The organism is Mycobacterium sp. NGS40, from assembly GCF_059812735.1.
This window is the reverse complement of sequence record NZ_JCALDG010000001.1, coordinates 638446-655028: the sequence shown is the minus strand read 5'-3', so window position 1 is coordinate 655028 and position 16583 is coordinate 638446. Positions and strand designations below refer to the sequence as shown.

At 69.2% G+C, this 16583-nt stretch carries 6 protein-coding genes and 1 pseudogene; 4 read left to right on the top strand and 3 right to left on the bottom strand.

Annotation, left to right across the window (positions count from 1 at the left end):
* Positions 1-20: 20 nt before the first annotated feature.
* Positions 21-826: pseudogene (locus tag AC5Y5O_RS03275) on the top strand (beta-phosphoglucomutase family hydrolase).
* The gene (locus AC5Y5O_RS03270; RefSeq protein ID WP_500023698.1) at positions 823-3198 is read left to right on the top strand and encodes a glycoside hydrolase family 65 protein; all 2376 of its coding nucleotides are present in this window, start codon (positions 823-825) and stop codon (positions 3196-3198) included. Before AC5Y5O_RS03275 ends, AC5Y5O_RS03270 begins: the two are co-directional and overlap by 4 nt.
* Positions 3199-3205: 7 nt before the next feature.
* Here AC5Y5O_RS03270 and AC5Y5O_RS03265 read toward each other — a convergent pair whose 3' ends face one another.
* Together AC5Y5O_RS03265 and AC5Y5O_RS03260 are read right to left on the bottom strand one after the other, a co-directional pair.
* On the bottom strand, positions 3206-8392 hold the full coding sequence (locus AC5Y5O_RS03265; RefSeq protein WP_500023696.1) for a type I polyketide synthase: 5187 nt from the start codon (positions 8390-8392) through the stop codon (positions 3206-3208).
* Between the two features lie 17 nt (positions 8393-8409).
* Positions 8410-10086: a (2,3-dihydroxybenzoyl)adenylate synthase gene (locus tag AC5Y5O_RS03260; RefSeq protein ID WP_096284986.1), complete on the bottom strand. Its 1677-nt coding sequence runs from the start codon at positions 10084-10086 to the stop codon at positions 8410-8412.
* Positions 10087-10193: 107 nt separating this feature from the next.
* On the opposite strand from AC5Y5O_RS03260, the gene AC5Y5O_RS03255 reads away from it, so the two are divergent.
* Together AC5Y5O_RS03255 and AC5Y5O_RS03250 are read left to right on the top strand one after the other, a co-directional pair.
* Complete coding sequence (locus AC5Y5O_RS03255) at positions 10194-13673, top strand: non-ribosomal peptide synthetase (protein ID WP_500023694.1); 3480 nt, start codon at positions 10194-10196, stop codon at positions 13671-13673.
* Between the two features lie 152 nt (positions 13674-13825).
* Complete coding sequence (locus AC5Y5O_RS03250) at positions 13826-14728, top strand: TauD/TfdA dioxygenase family protein (RefSeq protein WP_500023692.1); 903 nt, start codon at positions 13826-13828, stop codon at positions 14726-14728.
* Here AC5Y5O_RS03250 and AC5Y5O_RS03245 read toward each other — a convergent pair.
* Entirely contained in the window at positions 14725-16470 is a 1746-nt protein-coding gene (locus AC5Y5O_RS03245; protein ID WP_500023690.1) for a GMC oxidoreductase, read from the bottom strand. The two genes, AC5Y5O_RS03250 and AC5Y5O_RS03245, sit on opposite strands and share 4 nt — an antisense overlap.
* Positions 16471-16583 lie beyond the last annotated feature (113 nt).

The window sequence follows — 16583 nt, the reverse complement described above, 5'->3', positions numbered from 1 at the left end:
CTGGCGACCTGCGGTCAAGCATGGTGGAGTGGTATCGCCCAACTACTCCCTACAGTGAGGATCCTTTGTGCTGGGTCTGCCAGAGAAGGTGCGTGCTTGCCTGTTCGACCTCGACGGGGTGCTGACCGACACCGCAAGCGTGCATACCAAGGCCTGGAAGGCCATGTTCGACGCTTACCTGTCCCAGCGAGCCGAGCGCACCGGGGAGAAGTTCGTGCCGTTCGATGCCGCCGCGGACTACCGGACATATGTCGACGGCAAGAAGCGCGAAGACGGGGTCCGGTCGTTTCTGCAGAGCCGGGGAATCGAATTGCCGGACGGCGATCACGACGACTCCGGCGACGCCGAAACCGTTTACGGCCTGGGCAATCGCAAGAACGATATGTTCCAGAAGGTGCTCGAGCGCGACGGCGTCGAGGTGTTCGACGGGTCGCGGCGCTACCTGGAGGCGGTCTCGGCCGCGGGCCTGGGCATCGCCGTCGTGTCGTCGAGCGCCAACACCCGCGAGGTGCTCGAGATCACCGGGCTGGAGCGGTTCGTTCAGCAGCGCGTGGACGGGGTGACGCTGCGCGAGGAGCACATCAAAGGCAAACCCGCGCCCGACTCCTATCTGCGGGGGGCGCAGCTACTCGACGTCGCCCCCGACGCGGCCGCCGTGTTCGAGGACGCACTGTCGGGGGTGGCAGCAGGTCATGCCGGGAACTTCGGCTACGTGGTCGGTGTCGACCGAGTCGGCCAGGCCGAAGATCTCCGTCGCAGCGGCGCCGACGTCGTGGTCACCGACCTCGCGGAATTGCTCGGGGATTCAACCGAGGCCAAGGCATGATCACCCAGGAAGCCTTCCCCGTCGAACCCTGGGTAGTCCGCGAGACGCGGCTCGACCTGAACCTGATCGCCCAGTCCGAATCGCTCTTCGCGTTGTCCAACGGGCACATCGGGCTGCGCGGCAACCTCGACGAGGGCGAACCGTACGGCCTGCCGGGCACCTATCTGAACTCGTTCTACGAGATCCGGCCGCTGCCCTACGCCGAGGCCGGTTATGGCTACCCGGAGGCCGGTCAGACCGTCGTCGACGTGACCAACGGCAAGATCATCCGGCTGTTCGTCGAGGACGAGCCGTTCGATGTCCGTTACGGCGAACTCGTCTCCCACGAACGGGTTCTCGACCTGAAGGCCGGAACGTTGACCCGCAACGCGCACTGGCGTTCGCCGGTGGGCAAGGAAGTCAAGGTGACGTCCACCCGGCTGGTCTCACTGGCCCACCGCAGCGTCGCCGCCATCGAGTACTGCGTCGAGGCGGTCAACGAGTTCGTCCGTGTCACAGTGCAATCGGAGCTCGTCACCAACGAGGACCAGCCGACGACGTCGGCTGACCCCCGGGTGGCGGCCATCCTGGAAAAGCCGCTGGAGGCCGTCGAACACGACGAGACCGACTGCGGCGCACTGCTGATGCACCGGACCCGGGCCAGCCAATTGATGATGGCCGCGGGAATGGATCACATCGTCGAGGTGCCCGGGCGGGTCGAGGTCACCAACGACGCGAGTTCGGACTTGGCGCGCACCACCGTGATCTGCGGGCTGCGCCCGGGCCAGAAGCTGCGCATCGTCAAATACCTCGCCTACGGCTGGTCCAGCCAGCGCTCCCGGCCCGCGCTGCGTGACCAGGTCGCCGCCGCGCTGCACAGCGCCCGCTACAGCGGATGGGACGGGCTGCTGAAAGCCCAGCGCGAGTTCCTCGACGACTTCTGGGAAAACGCCGACGTCGAGGTCGAGGGCGACTCGGAATCCCAGCAAGCGGTGCGGTTCGGGCTCTTTCACCTCGTGCAGGCCAGCGCCCGCGCCGAGCGGCGCGCCATCCCCAGCAAGGGGCTGACCGGAACGGGTTACGACGGCCACGCGTTCTGGGACACCGAGGGTTTCGTGCTTCCGGTGCTCACCTACACGCTGCCGCACGCGGTCGCCGATTCGTTGCGCTGGCGGGCGTCGACGATGGACATGGCCCGGGACCGCGCGAAAGAACTCGGCCTCGAGGGTGTGAGCTTCCCGTGGCGGACCATCCGCGGCCAGGAGTGTTCCGGTTACTGGCCGGCCGGCACCGCGGCCTTCCATATCAACGCCGACATCGCGATGGCCTTCGAGCGCTACCGCGTGGTCACCGGCGATCAGTCGCTGGAGGCCGATTGCGGGCTGAAGGTACTGGTCGAGACGGCGCGGCTGTGGATGTCGCTCGGACACCATGACCGCCACGGCGTCTGGCACCTCGAGGGGGTCACCGGCCCCGACGAGTACACCGCGATCGTGCGCGACAACGTCTTTACGAATCTGATGGCCGCGCACAACCTGGTGGTCGCCGCCGATGCCTGCAACCGTCACCCCGAGTCGGCCGAAGCGCTGGGCGTCACCCACGAGGAGACCGCCTCGTGGCGGGACGCGGCCGACGCGGTCCACATTCCCTACGACGAAGAGCTGGGTGTGCACCAGCAGTGCGAGGGCTTCACCAAGTTCGCGGAGTGGGATTTCGAGAACCGGCACAAATATCCACTGCTGCTTCATGAGCCGTATGTGCGGCTGTACCCGGCGCAGGTGATCAAGCAGGCCGACCTGGTGCTGGCGATGCAGTGGCAGAGCCATGCGTTCACGCCCGAGCAGAAGGCCCGCAACGTCGACTACTACGAGCGGCGCACGGTGCGCGACTCGTCGCTGTCGGCATGCTGCCAGGCCGTAATGTGTGCGGAGGTCGGGCATTTGGAGCTGGCGCATGACTACGCCTACGAGGCCGCGCTGATCGATCTGCGCGACCTGCACTCCAACACCCGCGACGGGCTGCACATGGCGTCGCTGGCCGGCGCCTGGATGGCGATCGTCGCGGGCTTTGGCGGCCTGCGCGACGACGATGGCATCCTGGAGATCGATCCCGCGCTGCCCGACGGCATCACCCGGTTGCGGTTCCGGGTGCGCTGGCGTGCCTTCCGGCTGATCGTCGACGCCAACCACAACGACGTCACCTACACCCTGAGCGACGGGGACAGCGGCGAGCTGGCCATCCGGCACGCCGGCGAGGAACTCGTGCTCAAGACGGACTCGCCGAAAACCATCGCGGTGCGTCAGCGCAAGGCACTGCTGCCGGCACCGCCGCAACCGCCCGGCTGCGAACCCACGCACCGGCGGACGCAGGCCCACCAGCTCGGGGGCGACTGACCGGTAGCTACACCACCGGTGCACCGTCTTCGGTTGCGGCAGAAGCGATCTCGTTATCAAGTAGCTCGACGATGCGCGCCGTGACCGCGGCTGCGGTGGGGTGTTCCCACAGCAGCGTCGGCGGCAACGTCAGCCCGGTCTGCTTCTCGAGCTGACGCCGCAGCGCGACCGTCATGATCGAGTCGACGCCGATTTCGACCAGCGGCATCCTGGTGTCGATGCTGTCGGCGGGCAGGCCGAGTTCGGCGGCCACCGCCGTGAGTACCTGTTGACTCACCCACTCCTCGGTATCCATGTCGCCCGGACCCACCAGCGCGGAACCCTGTTGCCGCACAGTCGAATCCGTGGCGACCGCGGCGGCGATGTCGGCAAGGATCGGCACCGACGCGGCCTCCGGGAGCACCGGCAGCACCACCGGGTTGGCCTCCTGTGAACGCATCGCGACATCCAGGGCACGCAGTGCGTCGTCCGCGCCGACGGTGTCCATGCCCAGCGCATCCAGTTGTGCGGCAATGTATGCGGAGTCCGAGCCCATACCGAGGCCGCGCCAGGCGGTCCAGGCCACGCTCGTCGTGACGTCGCCGAGCCCGCGCCGGTGCCGGGCCAGCGCATCCAGGAAGGCATTGCCGCAGGCGTAGGCGCCCTGTCCGGGGAAACCGGCCAGGTATCCGCAGGAGGAATACAGCACCAGCCAGTCCAGTTCGCCCGGCGGGAACATCTCGTGCAGGACCAGCGCCCCGTCGACCTTCGGACGCATGGTCATCGCGATCTCGTCGATCGTCGTGTTCACCAGGAACACACCGGCTTCCACGCCGGCGGCATGAATCACGCCACGCACCGGCGGCAGGCCGGCCAGCACGGAGCGCAGTTCGTCGGCCGCACCAGGGGCCGCGATATCCAGGGCGACCGAGTGCACCCAGACACCGCGCTCCTCCAGCGCGGCCACCGCGCGGATCTGCGCCTGATTGTCCGCGCTCGCCCACTGCGAGCGTTCCGGCAGGCCGGACCGCGACAACAACAGCACGCGGCGCGCACCCAGATCCGCCAATCGCTCGGCGATACGCAGGCCCAGCACACCGGTCCCACCGGTGACCAGATAGGTGCCGGCCGGGCTGCATTCCATCGCCGGTCCGGCGGCGCCGACGATGCCGGCCATCCGGGCGGTCAGTGCGACGCCGCCGCGAACCACCACCACGGCGTGGCCGCTGAGCGTCAGCGCACCCAGCGGCAGCCGGTCCTCGGCCAGATCGAGCACGCCACCCCACAGCGTGGGATGCTCGGTCGCGGCCACCCGCGACAAGCCCCACAGTGGGGAACGGCTCACGTCGGCGCCCTCGTGCACACCCTGGGTCAGGGTCCACAGACGCGACGAGATATCTTGGTGCACAAGTGCTTTGAGGGTTTCGAGCACCGTTTCCACGGCTTCGATCGGCCTCTCGGAGGCGCGAGGCAACACCAGCACGACGGACTCGGGGTCCAGATCGGCGGGGACGTCCGCGGGCGTGGCACACACCCGGTGGGCGACGCCGGCGGCTTTCAGGTCGCGTTCGCACCAAGCGCGGACGGCCGGATCGCCGCCCACCAGCACCACTTCGGCCGGCACAGCTGTGGCGTCGAAAGGGGTTGGTTTCCAGTCGATTCGGTGCACGACCCGCGCTATGTCGCCGCCGCTGTTCTCGAGCTCCTCGAACGTCATGCCGGTGACCTCGACCAGCGGCCGCCCGGTCAGCGACGCGATAGTCACGTCGGTGCTGGTGCCCTGATCGCGGCGGCGAACGTGCAGCAGCACCGAATCAGAGGGTTTGCCAACGACTCTCACCCGCTCGATGCGAGCGGGCATACGCAGCCGGGGCGCTCCGTCGAATACCGTGGACGCCACCGAGGTGGCCGCATCGATGAGGCCGGCCCACGTCGAGGGATGCGACCCGTCCGGTTCGGCCCGCACCTGCGCCAGGAATTCGCCGTCAGCGGCCCAGAGGTCGACCACCTCCCAGCCGAAACCCATCTCGGCGACACCGAGTTTCGCCAGCTTGTCCACCACGCTGTTCGGCGGCAACTGCTCGGTGCAGCGGACCCGGATCGCGGTCTCGTCGAGCCGCGGCACCTCGCGGCCGTCGGTGGCGACGGCGACCGCGGTGCAGTGCGTCAGCCAGCCACCGACGTCGGAACCGTCGTCGTCGACCAGGCGGGTGGCGATCGCCAGCGTCTGATCCTGCAGCACCACCTGCACGTCGCGGGTGCGGCCCGGCGCAACCGGTGTGCGCAGATGCACCTCGGTCAGGTCGGTTACGTCCGTTTCAGTGGCCGTCAGGAAGGTGTTGAGCAGCACCGCGGCCGGCACGATCTCGGTGCCCTGCACGGGATGGTTGCCGGGGTAGGGCCGGGTCGACATGTCCAGCCGGGTTTCCCAGACCCGCGCCGGCACCGTGCCCGTGACGTCGAGTCGGCCCCCGAGCAGGGTGTGGTTGTCGGCGTCGTGGACACCGCGGCCGGCGGGCGGCGCGCTCGGGATGCGCCAGAAGTCGCGGTGCTGCCACTGGGTGCCCGGCAGGTCGCCGGCCCACGGCGTGGCCGCGATGACGCCGTGGGCCACGGGTGCGCCGTAGCAGTGCAGCGCGGCGACCGCCGCGGCGACCGAACGCCGTGCCGGTTGGTCACGGCGCAGTACACCGACGGCCGCGTGCGCCTCGATATCCAAGTGCAGCAACGTTTCCGCTATGGAGTGTGACACCACTGGGTGGGCCGAGACCTCGAGGAAGAGCCGGTGGCCGTCCTCGGCCGCCGCCGAAACCGCCTCGGCGAAGCGGACCTGGTCGCGCAGATTGGCGACCCAGTAATCCGGTCCACGCGACGCCGAGGACCGCGGATCGGCCAGCGCGGTGGTGTACAGCGGAATCCGGGCCGGCCATGGCTTCGGCAGCGCACCGGTGAGCCGCGCCAGATCGGCGGTGAGCGCGTCCATCGCCGGGCTGTGGAACGCAACGTCAGTTCTGACGCGGCGCACCATCAGACCGTCGCCGGCCCAGCGGGCGGCCACCTCGTCGACGGCCGCGACGGTGCCCGATATCACCGTCGAGGTCAGCGACGCGCTGATGGCCGCCACCACGTCGCTGCGCGCGCCGAGCCGCTGCTGGGCATCGGCGAAGGGCAGCGGTACCAGCGCCATCGCGCCCTGACCCATCACTTTGCGGAAACCCCGGGCGCGATAGCACGCCACGGCCGCACCCTGCGCCAGGTCGAACACTCCCGCGGTCACGCAGGCCGCGACCTCGCCGACGGAGTGTCCGATCACCGCCGCGGGACGAACGCCGCGCTCACGCAGCACCGCGGCCAGGCCGACCTGCATCGCAAACGTCAGCGCCTGCACCTGATCGGTGCCGCCCAGTTCGCCGCGGGTCAGCGCCACGCGCGCCGAGAAGCCGAGTTCGGCGCCGAAGATCGGATCGATCGCGTCGATCACTGCGGCGAACGCCGGTTCGCCGGCCAGCAACTCCTGGCCCATCCGCGGCCAGTGCGAGCCGTGCCCCGAAAACACCCACACCGCACCGTCTTGCGCACCGGACAGCACGGTGCCGCGCACCACGGCGGCGTCGCGCCCGCCGTCGGCCAGCGTGCGCAACCCGCCCAGAAGTTCCTCGGAACCCGCAGCGACCACGGCCGCGCGCATCGGTTCGTGGCTGCGGCGGGCCCACAGTGTCGCCGCGACTTCGGTCAGGGCGATGTCGCGGCCGTCGAGGTGCTCGGCCAGTGCGGCGGCCTGTGCGCTCAGCCGGCTCTCCGAACGACCCGACAGCGGAATCGCCACCGGCCCAATCAATCTCGTGGCTAGCCGAGCGGTCGCGGGCGGTGCCTCCTCGAGCAGCACATGCGCGATGGTGCCACCGTAGCCGTAGCTGCAGACCGCCGCCCGGCGCGGGTGATCCGGCCGCCGCGGCCAGTCCTGCGCCACGGTCGGCACCCGCAGGCCGCTGCCGGCCCAGTCGACGGACGGGGTGAGGTTGCGCACGCCCGCCGTCGGCGGAATCCTGCCGTGGTGCAGGGCCAGCACGGCCTTGATCAGGCCGACGGCCCCGGCACCGCCCTCGAGATGGCCGGTGTTCGGTTTGACCGACCCGACCAGCGCGGGATCGTCGTCGGGACGGGCGGCTCCGTACACCTGCGCCAGCGCGCCCACTTCGACGGGATCGCCTGTGGGAGTGCCGGTTCCGTGGGCTTCGATGAAATCGACGGTGGCCGGGTCGACGGCCGAGGACCGGCATGCCAGCCGGAACAGATCCGCCTGGGCGGCGCCGTTGGGCGACATGATGCCGACCGTGCGGCCGTCCTGGGCGACCGCGCCGCCGCGGACCACGGCAAGTACCCGGTCGCCGTCGCGCATGGCGTCCGCGAGCCGCTTGAGCACCACCACGGCCGCACCCTCGCCGCGACCGTAGCCGTCGGCGGCGGCGTCGAAGGTCTTGCAGCGACCGTCGGGAGCCGTCGCGCCGGCCTGGTCGAGCACCCGGGTCAGTCCCGGTCCGATCAGCGCGCTGACGCCACCGGCCAACGCCAGCGTCGTCTCGCCGGAGCGCAGCAGTTGGCAGGCCTGGTGCACCGCCACCAGCGAGGCCGCGCACGCGGCGTCGAGCGCCACGCTGGGGCCGCGCAGGTCGAGCAGGTGTGACACCCGGTTGGCGATCCCGCACAGCGAGGTGCCGATACCGGTCCACGCCTCGATGCCGGGCAGGTCCTCCATCAGGAGCTTGCCGTAGTCGTCGGAGTTGACGCCCATCAGCACGGCGGTGTCACTGCCGGCCAGCGACCGGGGCGGCACGCCGGCGTGTTCGAGCGCCTCCCAACTGACCTCGAGGGCCAGCCGCTGTTGCGGGTCCATCAGCTCGGCCTCGCGCGGCGAGACCCCGAAGAACTCGGCATCGAAACCGGCGAGGTTGTCGATGAACGTGCCCCACGGGGTGGTGTCCTTGAGTACCGCGGCGTTGCGCGGGTCGCGCCACAGATAGGGCTCCCACCGGTCGGCGGGCACCTCGCGCACCGCACTGCCGCCGGCGAGCAGGAAATCCCAGAACGCCTCGGCGGTGCTGACATCACCGGCCAGCCGGCAACCGAGGCCGATGACGGCGATCGGTTCCGGTATCGCGTTCGGCTTCACCTGCGGTGCCGAAAGTTGGTCATCGGGGCCACCATTCAATGTCATGTCAGTCGGAGCGTCGTTCATGCCTGGGTCAGGCTTACGACGATTTGCTTTTTGTCCACCTTGCCCACCGCGGTTTTGGGCAGCGAACGCATGGCTTCCAGTACGTCGGGCTTGGCGTGGACAGAGACGCCACGGCCATCGAGAAATCCGTTGAGCTCGGCCAGGGTGACCGGTGTGCCCTTGAAAACAACTGCCGCACAGATCTTTTCGCCGAGGTACTGATCCGGCAAGGCGACCGCCGCCGCGTCGGCCACGGCGGGATGGGCATGCAGGTGTTCCTCGAGGTCGGACGCCGAGACGGTCTCGCCACCCCGGTGGATCACGTCCTTGATCCGCCCGGTGACTTCGACATATCCCGCCCGCGGGCCGTCGGCGAAGATCCGTACCCGGTCGCCGCTGCGGTAAAAACCATCGGGGCTGAAACAGCGGGCGTTGGCCTCGTCGGCGCGGTAATAGCCGTTGATCGTGTACGGCCCGCGCACCAGCAGCTCGCCCTCGGCTCCCGGGGCCACCTCGTCGCCGTTCTCATCGACAACCTTCATCTCGTCAGCGGGCGACATGGGCCGGCCCTGCACGTTGTCCACCACATCGGCGGGGTCGCCCGGGCGGGTGAAGTTGAGCATCCCTTCGGCCATCCCGAAGATTTGCTGCGTACCCGGCGTCAGGTTCTCCCGGATGAACCGGGCCTCGTCGGGCAGCAGCCGCGACCCGCCGACCTGGACCACCCGCAGCGAGGCCGGCAGCACGGGCTCCCAATCGCAGGCCTGTGCCCACAGCTTGGCGAGCGCGTTGACCAACCCCGTGACGGTGACCTGGTGGCGGTCGATCAGCGCGAAGGCCGCCTCGGGGCTGGGGTCGTCGGTGAACACGGTTTTGGCGCCCACGGTGATCGCACCCAGCAGACCCGGACAGGCCAGCGGGAAGTTGTGCCCGGCCGGCAACACCACGAGGTAGGCGTCCGCGCCGGTCATCCCGTACGCGGCGGCGCAGGCCGACGCGTTGTAGCGGTAGTCGTCATGAGTCCGGGCGATCAGTTTGGGCAGGCCCGTGGTGCCTCCCGAGACCAGCAGCAACGCGGGCAGCCCCGGATCCGGCGCCGGGTTTGCCCGGCCGTCCGGGCCGGCGAGGGTCGCGACGTCGGACCAGGCCCGGAAGTCGCCGGGGTCGCCGTCGACCAGCACCCTGGTCAACCGCGGCCGCTCGCGCATCAGCGCGGCGGCCATCTCCCGGTAGTCGAAGCCGCCGGCCTGGTCGGTGATGATCATCCCGACCGCGCCGCTGACGTCGGCGAAGTGGCTCAGTTCGGCGGTGCGGTGGCCGGGCAGGCACATCACCGGCACCACACCGGCCCGCAACAGCCCGAACAGCGCCAACGCGAATTGGCAGGAGTTGGGCAGTTGCAGCAACACCCGGTCGCCGGCGACGAAGCCGAGCTCGATCAGGCCGCCGGCGATGCGGTCGGCCAGGGCGTCGAATTCGGCGAAGGTGTAGCTGACGCGGGCATCCACGATGCCGCAGCGGTCCGGCCAACGGTGCGCGGCCTCGCGCAAAATCGAGTCCAGGGGTAGCCCGGCCCAGTAGCCCGCCTGCCGATAGGAGTCCGCCCGGTCGCTCGGGAACGGCACGAATCCCGTTGCGAGGTGCACACTTTCGTGGTGTCCGACCTCGGCGTCGGGATGAAATCCGGTGCTCATCGCGGTTGGCAGCCCTTCCGGGGGTAAGTTACCTGAGAGAAGCCTAATATAGGGTAGCCTCCACATAGTTAGGGCAGCCTTCACTAATTGCTGAGAGGTTTCACACAATGGGTCGCGCCGCGACGAGCTCACTCACCGTCCGAGAGCAGGTCGCCGAACTCCTCGGCGTCGCCCCCGACGAAGTGGACCCCGACGCCGACCTCATCGCCTCCGGACTCGACTCGATCCGGATGATGTCGCTGTCCGGCCGGTGGCGGCGGCAGGGCATTGACATCGGTTTCGCCGCCCTGGCCGAGAGCCCGACCGTCTCCGCGTGGACGCGGATGGTCTCGGCGCTGCGCGACAGCGCGCCCAACGACGAGGAGCCCCAAGCCGCCGACGACGAGGGGGGCGAAACCTTCCCGTTGGCTCCCATCCAGCACGCGTTGTGGTTGGGCCGCAACGAAGAACAGGCACTCGGCGGCGTGGCCCCACACCTGTATGTGGAGTTCGACGGCACCGGTGTGGACCCCGACCGGCTGCGCGACGCCGCGGCCGCGCTGGCCCGACGTCATCCGATGCTGCGGGTGGACATCCTGCCCGACGGCACTCAGCGGATCACCGACCGCAGGCTGCCGGTCGAGGTGATCGACCTGCGTGGCCTCGACGCCGCCGCGGCCGAGCAGCGGCTCGAGGAGATCCGCGACGCGAAATCGCACCAGATCCTGCACGGCGTGGTGCTCGAAATCGCGCTGACGCTCCGGTCCGGCGGGCGCACCCGCCTGCACGTCGACATGGACATGTCGGCCGCCGACGCCGTCAGCTACCGCAACTTCATGGCCGACCTGGCCGTGTTCTATCGCGGCGGCGAGCTGCCCGAGCTTGGCTACACCTACCGGGAGTACCGGGCCGCGCTGACGGCGGCCGCCCCGGTGTCCGAGGCGGACCGCCAGTGGTGGGCCGAGCGGGTGCCCGACCTGCCCGAACCGCCGTCGCCGCCGCTGGTGCCGGCCTCCGAACAGGCCAATCCGCGCCGCAACATCCGGCTCTGGCACTACTTCGACGCCGATATTCGCGAGGCGCTGTTGGCCGCGGCGCATAAGCGCGGCATCACCCCGGCGATGGCGATCGCCGCGTCCTACGCCGGGACGCTGGCGCGCTGGTCCACCAATTCGCGGTTCCTGCTGAACCTGCCGATGTTCGGCCGTGAGCCGTTCCACGCCGACGTCGACCAACTCGTCGGCGACTTCACCACGTCGCTGATGCTCGACGTCGACCTCACCGACGCGCCGACCGCGGCGGCCCGGGCGCGCGCCCTGCAGGAGTCGCTGCACGCCAGCGCCGCACACTCCAGCTACTCGGGGCTGTCGATCCTGCGCGATCTGACCCGGCACCGCGGCATGCCCACGCTGGCGCCCTTCGTCTTCACCAGCGGGCTCGGACTAGGCGACCTGTTCGACGGCGAGGTCACCGAACAGTTCGGCACGTGCGTCTGGCACATCTCGCAGGGGCCGCAGGTACTGCTGGACTCCCAGGCCACCCCGTTCGACGGCGGCCTGCTGGTCAACTGGGACGTGCGCGCGGACGCGTTTCGGCCGGGCGTCGCCGAGGCGATGTTCGCCTACCACGTCGCCGAGCTCATCCGGCTGGCCAACGACGACGACGCCTGGGAGGCACCCGACCCGCCCGCGCTGCCGGCAGAACAGCGCGCCGTGCGCGCCAAGCTCAACGGTGTGACCACGGTGCCGAGCGCAGAAGCGTTGCACGACGGCTTCTTTCGCTGCGCGGCGGCGCACCCCGATGCGCCCGCGGTGTACAGCAGCCTCGGCGACCTGACCTACGCGCAGTTACGCGAGCAAGCCCTTGCCGTCTGTGCGACGTTGCGGGCACGCGGGGTGCGACGCGGCGACGCGGTCGCCGTGCTGGGTCCCAAGACCGCCGAGCAGATCCCGGCGCTGCTGGGCATTCACGCCGCCGGCGGTGTGTACCTGCCGATCGGCGTCGACCAGCCGGCCGATCGCGCCGCACGCATCCTGGGCGGCGCGGGTGTGCACTCGGCGCTGGTGTGCGGGCCCGCCGGGCTCGACGACCTGCCGGTGCCCGCGCTGACGGTGTCGGAGGCCGTCGCGCAGGGCCTGCCTGTCGCTGCCGGCACCCAACCGGCCGTCACCGACCCGGCCGACGTCGCCTACGTGCTGTTCACCTCGGGCTCCACCGGTGAACCCAAGGGTGTGGAAGTCAGCCACGACGCCGCGATGAACACCGTCGAGTTCATCAACTCCCACTTCGAGATCGGCGCCGGCGATCGGTGCCTGGCGCTGTCCACCCTGGAATGCGACATCTCGGTGCTGGACATTTTCGGCATGCTGCGCGCCGGCGGTTCGATCGTGGTGGTGGACGAGGAGCAGCGGCGCGATCCCGACGCCTGGGCCCGGATGATCGGACAACACCAGGTCACCGTGCTGCACTGGCTGCCGGGCTGGCTCGAGATGCTGGTCGCGGTCAACTCGGGACGGATCTCGTCGGTGCGCGTGGTGCCCACCGGCGGCGACTGGGTGCGCACCGAGATGGTGCGCGCGCTGCGCGCCCAGGCCCCGCGGGTCCGCGTCGCCGGACTCGGCGGCGCCACCGAGACGGCCATCCACAACACCATCTGCGAGGCCGCGGAATTGCCGAAGCACTGGGCCGCGGTTCCGTTCGGCCGCCCGTTGCCGAACAACCGCTGCCGCGTGGTTGCCGCCGACGGATCCGACTGTCCCGATTGGGTTCCCGGCGAGTTCTGGGTCGGCGGGCGCGGCATCGCCCGCGGCTACCGCGGCCGGCCGGACCTGACCGAAGACAAGTTCGTCGAGCATGACGGCGAGAACTGGTATCGCACCGGCGATTTGGCGCGCTATCTACCGGACGGAACGCTGGAGTTCGTCGGCCGCGCCGACTACCGGGTCAAGATCAGCGGCTATCGGGTCGAACTCGGCGAGGTCGAGGGTGCGCTCAATCGGCTGGAGTCGGTGGACGGTGCCGTCGCCGCGGTGATCCGGGGCGCCGGGCGCGAGCAGCTGGCGGCGCTGGCCCGGGTCACCGATCCCGCGCTGACACCGGCACAGCTCACCGCCGCGGTGGCCGGATTGGTTCCGCCGCACATGGTTCCGGACCTCATCGTGCTGGTCCCCGAGATCCCCTACACCGTCGGCGGAAAGATCGACCGGAAGGTGGCGGGCGAACGGCTCGCGCGTGCCGTCCGGGAACGGGCCGCCGGCGCGGGCACGGGCCGGCGGGCGGCGGCGACGCCCCTGGAACGGGCGCTGGCCGACATCACCGCCGGCCTGCTTCGGGTCGAGGCGCTGAGCGCCGACGACGACTTCTTCGGCCTCGGCGGGGATTCGGTGCTGGCCACCCAGCTGGTCGCGCGGGTGCGCGCCTGGCTCGACACCCCCACCGTGATGGTCGCCGACATCTTTGCCGCCCGCACCGTGGCGGCGCTGGCCACCCTGCTCCAGGGTCGCGAACCGGGCAGCGATCGGTTGACCCAGGTGGCCGAGGTCTACCTCGAGGTGGCCGAGATGGAGCAGAACGAAGTGGCTGCCGCGCTGGACGCCAGCGCATCCTGACAACCGGCGATTTCCTCGAATTTCCTGGCTGACCTGCTGCTTTGCGGCGAGAATTTTCATGTCCACTCCCCCTTGCCGAATCTGTATACGTTTGACTACACTCTGGGTTAGTCAACTGACTACACCCCAAGTTTCAGGCAAGGACGACAGACATGACAAACCAGATAACCGTCACCAAGCTGGGCAGCCGGATCGGTGCCCGGGTCGACGGGGTGCACCTCGGCGGCGACCTCGACCCGGCCGCCGTCGAGGAGATCCGCCGGGCGCTGCTGACCCACAAGGTCATCTTCTTCCGCGGTCAGCACCACCTCGATGACCAGCAGCAGCTGGCATTCGGCGGATTGCTGGGCACGCCCGTCGGCCATCCGGCCGCCGGTGCGCTCGCGGCCAAAGGCGCGCCGGTCGTCACCCCGATCAACTCCGACTACGGCAAGGCCAACCGCTGGCACACCGACGTGACGTTCGCGGCGAATTACCCGGCGGCCTCGATCCTGCGGGCGATCACCCTGCCCCGCTACGGCGGATCGACACTATGGGCCTCGACGGTCGCGGCCTACGAGGACCTGCCCGAGCCGTTGAAGTGCCTCGTCGAAAATCTGTGGGCGCTGCACAGCAACCGCTACGACTACGTGACCGCCGAAGCGGTTCTGTCGATGAGCGACGCGCAGCGGGCGTTCCGGCAGGCGTTCGAGAAGCAGGAGTTCCAGACCAAACACCCGGTGGTGCGGGTGCATCCGGAGACCGGTGAGCGCGCGCTGATCGCGGGCAACTTCGTGCGCAACTTCGTCGGCCTGGACAGCCACGAGTCCAGCGCGCTGCTGGAACTGCTGCAAAAGCGAATCACCAAGCCCGAGAACACCATTCGCTGGCACTGGGAGACGGGTGACGTCGCCATCTGGGACAACCGCGCGACCCAACACCGGGCGATCGACGACTACGACGACCAGAAGCGGCTGATGCACCGGGTCACCCTGATGGGCGACGTGCCGGTCAACGTGCACGGCGAGCGCAGCATGGTGGTCAAGGGCGCGCCGCTCGAGGTGATCGCGAGCTAGCCGACCGAACTCACCGGGTCGATCGGCAGCCACCGCAGCGCGCCGGGCGCATCGGCCGGCACCACCGGGTGGCTCGGCGGAATCGGGTCCAGCCGCCGGTAGTCGTCGCCCTGCAGCGGTCGCTGGTCGACCTCACCCTTGTTGGGCCACAACGACGCGGCGCGTTCGGCTTGCGCGGTGATCGACAGCGACGGATTCACACCGAGATTCGCCGAGATCGCCGCGCCGTCCACCACCAGCAGCGACGGGTAGCCGTAGACGCGGTGATACGGATCGATGACGCCGCGTTCGGGACTGTCGCCGATCACCGCGCCGCCCAGGAAGTGCGCGGTCAACGGCATGTTGAACAGCTCGCCCCAGGTGCCACCGGCCACGCCGTCGATCTTCTCGGCGATGCGGCGGGTCACCTCGTTGCCCACCGGGATCCACGACGGGTTCGGCTCGCCGTGCCCCTGCTTGCTGGAATACCAGCGGATGCCCAGCTTGCCGCGTTTGGTGAACGTGGTGATCGAGTTGTCCAGGTGCTGCATCACCAGCGCGATCATCGTGCGCTCGCTCCACTGCCGGGGATTGAGTAGCCGCAACATCTTTCGCGGGTCCTCACCGCCGGCGTCGAGCAGCTGCCGCCACCGTGGCACATAGTTTTCATCGGGGCCGTCGGCCCCCGGGCCGTCGGTCATCAGGGTCTGCAGCAGCCCCATCGCATTGGAGCCCTTGCCGTAGCGGCAGGGTTCGATGTGGGTGTCCGACGTCGGGTGGATCGACGACGTGATCGCCACCCCGTGCGTCAGGTCCAGATCCGGGCTGACCTCCAGCCGTCCGGCGCCGACGATCGACTCCGAGTTGGTCCGGGTCAGCACTCCCAAACGCTTTGAGAGACGCGGCAATCGGCCCGTGTCACGCATCTTGAACAGCAGATGCTGGGTGCCCCAGGTGCCCGCGGCCAGGATCAGGTGGCTGGCGGTATAGGTGCGCCGGTCCCGGCGCAGCCAGCTTCCCGTGCGCACGGTGCGAACCTCCCACAGCCCATCGGAGCGCTGCTCGAAGCTCTTCACCGTCGTCATCGGAATGACTTGCGCCCCAGCTGATTCCGCGAGACCAAGGTAGTTCTTCAACAAGGTGTTCTTGGCGCCATAGCGACAACCCGTCATGCAGCAGCCGCATTCCAGGCAGCCGGTGCGCTCCGGGCCCGCCCCGCCGAAGAACGGGTCGGGCACCTTCTGCCCGGGTGTCTTGGTGCCGTCGGGACCGAAGAACACCCCGACCGGGGTGGGCACGAAGGTGTCGCCGCAGCCCATCTCGTCGGCGACCTCCTTCATGATGCGATCGGCGTCGGTGAAGGTCGGGTTGGTGACGACGCCCAGCATGCGCTTCGCCTGCTCGTAGTGCGGCATCAGCTCGCTGCGCCAGTCGGTGATGTGCTTCCACTGCTGGTCGTTGAAGAACGGATCCGGCGGCACGTAGAGCGTGTTGGCGTAGTTCAGCGACCCGCCGCCCACCCCGGCGCCGGCCAGGATCAGCACGTTTTTGAGCGGGTGAATGCGCTGAATGCCGTAGCAACCGAGCCGCGGGGCCCACAGGAACTTGCGCAGGTCCCACGACGTCTTGGCGAACTCGTCGTCGGCGTAGCGCCGCCCGGCCTCCAAAACACCGACGCGGTAACCCTTTTCGGTCAACCGCAGCGCGCTGACGCTGCCGCCGAACCCCGAACCAATGATCAGGACGTCAAAATCTGGCTTCATCCCCACCAGTATGAACTTACCGGCCAGTAACGAGCCAGTGTTTTCCCAGTCGTCACTTTGGCGTGACGCTAGGCGGTGACGGCCACGCTGGTGTGACGCTCGACGCCAAAGAG